Raw genomic sequence first — 6,862 nt, forward strand, 5'->3', positions numbered from 1 at the left:
GTTTTTTCACAGGATCCCAAACAAACAATTTAGCTTCCTTTTCTACGGGCTGAATTCCTAATCCGCCCCAAATAGAAGTACCTCCTATTAACATATTATCCTGAAAAACAAGTGTAATAATAGATTGCTTGCCAGCAACATTAGCATGACCTTTAACTTTATCTGTAAGGCCATCTATTTCTACCAGCTGCCCACCATTTATACCGTAATTAGGAACCGTTCCAAAAAACACTTTATTTAAGGAAGGTACAGCTAAAGCTCCAAACGGTCTGTCTTGACCTTTTACAATCCCTATCTGTTTAGGATTATTTTTATCCTTACTCCACTCTTTTGAAGTATCATAAACATTAAATTTACTACCCGGATAATTCCCAAAATATATTTTAGAACCCAGTACAGTAAGGCTTTCTGTTTGTGATAATCCCAGAAAAACTTCGGCCTTATTCTTATTTAAATCGTAAGCTGCATTATTTCCGCTCAAGTAACCACCAGACCAGAGCTTTTTATCAGGGCCCATTTTTAGCACTGTTATACTTATAGGTTGTGCAGGAACAGCCAATAAATCACTCTTTTTTTCTGATGTTATAGGATTAAAAGTAATAATTTCCTGATTACTGGTTAGGAAAAGAAGCTCTCCTTTTTCGTTCCAGGTAGATGCCAAAGGCTTACCGCTAAAATCAGAAACTTGCTGAGGTTTTGGATTCTCCTGAGCATAATCTAACATCATTATTTTATTGCCACCATGTACATAATAAACCTTCTCGGATTTTGGATCTTTAATAATAGTTTTTACGGCAAAATTTGGTATATTATCTTCAAATTCCTTTTTTGTAATGTTATATACCATCACTTCGGGAGCAGGTCCAGTAAAATAAACCCTGTCGCCAGATTTCAATCCTTCTACCTGGCCAATATCATATACAAATTTACCGGCAACGCTGTAATTCTCTGGCAACACATTAGTTTTAGATTTACTCTTAACGTCTAACTCTATCAGGTGCGCATGAGTACCAATACCTGCATATATTTTTTGATTCGAATGATTGTATACCAAGCCTCTTACATAATTCTGGCCTTTCACCATAGGCCCATTGCCAAAATCTGTAATTCCTTCATCCGGATGATATTTAAAAACTTTACAATTTGGATAGGTTGCTCCGTAAACTTCGCCATTTTCCCCAGCAGATAAATCCCAAATATAATTTTCTGTTCCCAGCACTTTCCCAAGAGGCTCTACTTTACCAGAGCCCGGCACATGTTTATAAAAATTACCACCCGCACCTCCTGCTATATATACAATACCCGTTGAACTTAGTTCCAAATCCCATGAACCATCTGTTTTTGGCAAAGGCAAATCAACTTCCAGCTTTCTGGTTGCTACATTAAAAGCGAGAACATGTGCCGGAGTACCCCTTGTAACTGTATAAATCAATAGTTTTCCATCAGTTTTTACAAATACGCTACCTTGTAACATAATATCTGTTACCTGCGGCCCCAAATTGGTTACTTTAAAATTTTCTTTTGGAATTACAGGTAAGTCTTGTGCTGAAACAGATATAGCAAAAAAAGATAACAGCAGTAAATTAATTGTTTTTTTCATTCTGAGTAATAGAGATTATTCCTTTTTAATTAAGTTTAGCTAAGTTGAAATAGAAGAAATAGAAATGCATTTATTTTATAATCACCAATAAAGGCAATCCTATTTCTTGTATTTTACTAATTTTAGGCATGCGAAAATGCACATTTCATATTATTGTCGCATACTATAGTTAAACCATTCCTTATTTAGCTGTAGCCAGATGAACAATTTTTAAATTACTGATAGTTAATGAAGCCGAATTATCATAAGCTCTTGTAGTACCATCACTTTCGAATTTATTAGAATGAGCGCCCTCGCGTGACATTATACCAAAACCATTTAAATCGCCTGTATATCTAAGTGTACTACTACCTGGTGTTGAAATATTTCGGGTTAATTCTTTTAAAGTGGCACCTTTTTGTGCGCCATTTATATAAACATGATATGACGCTGCCTCTAACGTTTTCTCTGCTCCATTAAAGGTATAAGATTGAGGGCTATCCGTATTATTAAAAAACAAATCTATTTTTGCGCTTACTCCATTAGTTAAAGTAGCACCAGGTATTGTTTTCCAACCCCATTTCTTTTCGTCACCACTATTATATCTTGCTTGCAGGCCGTATGCCCCACCGGCTGTTGATTTCCTAAATCTTATAAGAGTATATATTCCATTATCTGTATTTTGATAACCCGATATTGCCGGAGCATTTTTACCAGAAATGTTTGCATTTGCACCTGCCCCTGCAACAATGTACCAAATTGCCTGAACATTTTCAGCAGAACTATTTGGCGTTATATTAAAATGGGCACTCATTACTTTAGATTTAGCGGCAAAATCTTTTGCAACAAATTTAGCCGGAGCTGCCTGAAAAGCTTTTCCGCTTGTATGAACCATTGTCAAAGAAGAATTACTTCCGATATTATTAAGCGTAAAAGATGCCCTGCCGGTTCCTAATTCATCGGTTCCAATAATTCTAACTTCTCCGGAAGATGGCTTAGGCAAAAAATCTGCTTTAGAAGATGTGGATATTTTTTCTATTCCTCCATCAGCATTGGTAACCGTACCGCTACCTGCAAAAGTATATTCCCAACTAACATTTTTTAAATTACCAGATTCTGTCCATTGAGCTCTGGCCTGAAATCCCACCATACCTAAGGTGAATAAAAGAAATACTGCACTGTTCTTTTTCATCATTTATTGTTTATTTATAAAATAATTCTAACAGGCCGTTTTTAAATAGAGCCTGTTAAATCACTTGGTTTAATTATAATATAATTTTAACGCTTTTAGTATCAGAAGCTGTTTGTACACGAACGATAGAAATAACCTGTTTAAAATTAGATACAGGAAGTTCAAACTCGTTAACGCCTTCTTCTAAAATTCTTTTTGTTTTGTAAATGGCCCTGCCAGAAATGTCTGTAATAATAATTTCAGAGGACTCTGCCTTATTTGATGTAATTGATAGTTTTATATTATTATTTGATAGTTTATAAACCGTAAAATCATCTTTTGAAGTAGTATAATTAACGGCTACAACTTTGTCCAATGCATTTATTTTTCCATCCAAATCTACCTGTTCTAATTTATAATAATTAAAACCTGTTACCGGAGATACATCTGTAAAAGAATAATTATGAATAGAAGATGTGGTGCCGTTACCTGTTATTTTTGCTATCTCTCTAAAGTCTTTACCATTGCCCGAGCGGCGGCTAAGTATAAAGTGCGAATTGTTTTGCTCACTGGCTGTTTGCCAGTTTAAGGCTATTCCATTATTTGTTGCATTACCGGTAAAACTTGTTAATGTTACAGGCATTGTTGTTTCATCTGTAAGGTGAACGATTTTAAGATCGCTTAAAACTATAGAGGCAGAATGGTCATTAACCCCTCCTGTTTGGGCCGATTCTCTGGACATGATAGCAAACCCGGATAAATTACCAGTATATTGCCTTATATCACTAGTAGAACGATATACAACATTCCTTGTCAGGTTGTTATTAGGCGTTTGTACTTTATTTATATATAGATGATATGCAGCAGCATTCAATTGTTTTGGAGTTGGTTCCTCATTAAATGTATAGCTTTGATCTTGGTCCGTATTGTTACAAAATAAATCTATTGTGTACTCTGTACCACTCACTAAACTACCTCCAACTACGTCATGCCACCCCCATGTTGTCGAGTTTCCACTGCGGTATCTGGCCTGTAAAACATAAGTATTTCCAGCTACTACTTTCCTGATACGTAATACCGTATATAAAAATTGATCTCTGGTGGTATTATTTGCGCCAGCTGAAGGAGTTAAAGTATTTCCTGAAAACTCATCAATTGAACCGTCGCCAATAACAATATACCAAATAGCCTGTGTGTTACCGACAGTGTTATTCAAGTTTATTTTAAAATGTGCATTCATTACTTTAGAGCTGGCAGCAAAATTCCTCGCTACAAATTTAACGGGTGCGGGCTGTGCAGGAGCATCTCCGTTTGCACCATTATGTACTATGGTTAAAGAGGGAGTAGTTACACCATTAAGGGTAAAAGAAGCTCCCGCCGAGGCGCTTGCAGGAGATATTGCAGCTTTTACCTCTCCTGAAGAAGGCTTTGGTAAAAAATCTTCAACAGACGGTGTGGATATTTTTTCAAGCCCTATGCCAGACACAGTAGCGCTTCCGCTCGATAAGTTATAGTCCCAATTAAAATTTTTTAAGGTTTCTGATTCGACCCACTGAGCCCGGGATTTCGAAGGAGATACCAACCAGACCAACAAAGAGAATAATAAAATTTTTTTCATGCTTTATATTTTAATAATTAGTTGCTATGATTATCTGCTTTATCAGGCTATTCGCAAATTCCCTGTACTTGTTGAAATCAACCGGGCCTTTACTCTCCCACTTCAGATCTGGGATAAGTTGATAGAAAGCTAGCCTAATACCTACTTCTTTTTCCTATTTCTCCTTTTTATGAATAATTTTAAAATCACTTAAATTGGCAGATGCCGAATTATCCTGCTCTACCGGATCGGCGGGAGCTGTACCATCGGTAAATGATTGCGCCCCTTCCCGGGACATAAAAGCAAAACCAGATAAATTACCCGTATATTGGTTAACATTGTTACCTCTATGTACAACATTTCTGTTCAGGGTTGTAAGATTTTCTCCTTTTTGCACATTATCTATATAGATATGATAAGCTGCTGCTGCCAATGTTTTGGCTGTTCCGTTATGAGTATAATCCTGAGGTTGGTCTGTATTGTTAAAAAAAAGATCTATCTGATATTCTTTACCCTTATTTAAGCCAACACCTGGTACATTTTGCCAGGCCCATTTAATTGTTCCGTTACCATGCCTTACCTGTAGGCCATATTTACCGTTAAAAGCCACTTTTCTAAATCTTAGTACGGTGTATAAAGTATGGTCTGATGGTCCATTATTAGAAATTGAGGGGGCTATGTTTTTATTTGTAAATAATTCGTTGGAGGCATCGCCAACGGCTAAATACCAAATGGCTTGCTTATTATTGGTTTCATGGTTAAGGCTCATTTTGAAATGCGCACTCATTACCTTAGAAGTACCTGCAAAATTCCTTGCTACAAATTTGGAGGGAGCAGGCTGAGGATAATTTCCACTTGTATGTACCATAGTTAAGCAGGGAGTCTCACAATTTCCGTTAAGTGTAAAAGAACTTCCATCTGTGAGACTTATATCGGCAGTAGATATCCTTACTTCTCCAGAAGAAGGCTTAGGCAAAAAATCATGAACTGAGGGTATAGATATTTTTTCGAGACCTCTTCCCTTTTCAGTTCCTTTGCCACCGGAAAAACTATATTCCCAGATTGTGTTTTTTGATTTTCCCGACTCAATCCATTGCGCATTTAATTGCGAATGAGAAACTCCCCAAACTAATAGTGAGCATATTAGTATTTTCTTCATGATTGTCTATTTTTTAATTTTTATATGATTAAGAATATATCCATTAACATTTTACACTCTCAGCATGCAAAAAGCTAAAGTGTAAATGCAGAAAACAAAAACTATTATCGGTTCAAATCATCAACAAGAATATATTTTACTGGTCTACAATTATTTACAAAAACTAATATAGAGCTTAAAACAAAGGTCTACTTACGATAAAAAGTATAAAAACTGCCGGGACGGCTCCCGATTTTTGGGAGCCGTCCCGGCATTAGCATAAACATCGTATCATATCATTATAGCTTTTCCTCTACCTGCTCAGGTAAGTATTGTATATAAATCAATAGGGATGGTGCTCCAATACGCCCTCTGAATGCCTGATCGCCGTCAGCGAAATTATCTTTGGAATTGTGCAGGAGAGCTTCAGGAACTTATAGGTAAAATTGCTGGAATAACTGTCTCGAATTCATTTCGGGAAGTTCAGTCCAGAGAAGGAAAAATCAATGATAGCACAAACCGGTTCCGGCAGATAGTAGGAACCTAAACACTATTTGATGGCTCGGTTAAGTCGGTAATGAGCTTGTCGGATTACCCGGCTAACAAAATACAGTTGATAATATTAAATACTTTTAAGAACAGAAACTGCATAATTACAAGCTCTTGCTGTTAGGGCCATATACGTTAACGAAGGATTTTGTGTTCCTGTAGAAGTCATACAAGCTCCGTCTGTTACAAATACATTTTGACAATAATGCAATTGGTTCCATTCGTTCAACAGGGAAGTCTTTGGGTCTCTACCCATCCGTACTCCACCCATTTCATGAATATCAAGCCCGGGAGCCTGTCCACTATCATGTACCTTAATATTTTTAAAACCTGCTTTATCAAACATTTCCGTTATTTGCTCATAATAGTCTTTCATCATCAATTCATCGTTCTCTGTATAAGATACATCAACATTCAGCAATGGTATTCCCCATGGATCACTATGCTGCCTATCTAATGTAACCTTATTATTCTCTTGTGGAATTGTTTCTCCCATCATATGCGAATGAATGAGCCAGTTCCCTTCTTCCCGGTTTAACAACTGATTTTTAAGACTGTCGCCCCACCCTTCTAATTCTTTCTGTGCTCTTAACGCCCGAAATCCGGCAGCATAGCCCCTTAGAAAATTAGTATCCTGTTTATATAAATTCCTGAATCTGGGGATGTATAAATTAGTTGGCCTACGACCTTCAGATGTATATTGTTTATAATTGTCACACTCTGCGGTAGCTCTGGCTCTAAAATTATGGAAAGCCACATATTTACCCAGCAAACCATTATCATTACCCAAACCATTTGGGAATCTATGGGAAACTGAGTTAAGCAGGA

6 protein-coding genes are annotated in these 6,862 nt (G+C 36.7%); 1 reads left to right on the forward strand and 5 read right to left on the reverse strand.

Going from position 1 to position 6,862, the window contains the following annotated elements; genetic code table 11:
* From ABWO41_RS13710 to ABWO41_RS13725, 4 genes are all read right to left on the reverse strand, one after another.
* A partial coding sequence (locus ABWO41_RS13710) for a hypothetical protein (RefSeq protein WP_353139070.1) occupies positions 1–1,600 on the reverse strand: 1,600 nt, incomplete at its 3' end.
* Positions 1,601–1,781: 181 nt separating this feature from the next.
* On the reverse strand, positions 1,782–2,774 hold the full coding sequence (locus ABWO41_RS13715; RefSeq protein WP_353139073.1) for a hypothetical protein: 993 nt from the start codon (positions 2,772–2,774) through the stop codon (positions 1,782–1,784).
* Between the two features lie 70 nt (positions 2,775–2,844).
* Positions 2,845–4,368 carry a T9SS type A sorting domain-containing protein gene (locus ABWO41_RS13720; RefSeq protein ID WP_353139077.1) on the reverse strand — a complete coding sequence of 508 codons (1,524 nt, stop codon included), beginning with the start codon at positions 4,366–4,368 and terminating at the stop codon, positions 2,845–2,847.
* Positions 4,369–4,522: 154 nt separating this feature from the next.
* Positions 4,523–5,506 (reverse strand): hypothetical protein, encoded by a 984-nt coding sequence (locus ABWO41_RS13725; protein ID WP_353139080.1) that lies wholly within the window; start codon positions 5,504–5,506, stop codon positions 4,523–4,525.
* Positions 5,507–5,861: 355 nt separating this feature from the next.
* Between ABWO41_RS13725 and ABWO41_RS13730 the strand changes: the two genes are divergently transcribed.
* Complete coding sequence (locus tag ABWO41_RS13730) at positions 5,862–6,032, forward strand: hypothetical protein (RefSeq protein WP_353139083.1); 171 nt, start codon at positions 5,862–5,864, stop codon at positions 6,030–6,032.
* A 75-nt stretch (positions 6,033–6,107) separates the two neighbouring features.
* Here the strand turns inward: ABWO41_RS13730 and ABWO41_RS13735 are convergent.
* Positions 6,108–6,862, reverse strand: a 755-nt coding sequence (locus tag ABWO41_RS13735) for a GMC family oxidoreductase (protein WP_353139086.1), incomplete at its 5' end; no start/stop codon positions are given.

This window comes from Pseudopedobacter sp. (assembly GCF_040392825.1).
In the GTDB taxonomy this organism is placed as follows: Bacteria; Bacteroidota; Bacteroidia; order Sphingobacteriales; family Sphingobacteriaceae; genus Pseudopedobacter.

Excerpts from the sequence above, each read along its gene's own strand:
- ABWO41_RS13715 (WP_353139073.1), bottom strand. The coding sequence starts at position 2,774 with ATGATGAAAAAGAACAGTGCAGTATTTCTTTTATTCACCTTAGGTATG.
- ABWO41_RS13720 (WP_353139077.1), bottom strand. The coding sequence starts at position 4,368 with ATGAAAAAAATTTTATTATTCTCTTTGTTGGTCTGGTTGGTATCTCCT.
- ABWO41_RS13725 (WP_353139080.1), bottom strand. The coding sequence starts at position 5,506 with ATGAAGAAAATACTAATATGCTCACTATTAGTTTGGGGAGTTTCTCAT.
- ABWO41_RS13730 (WP_353139083.1), top strand. The coding sequence starts at position 5,862 with ATGCCTGATCGCCGTCAGCGAAATTATCTTTGGAATTGTGCAGGAGAG.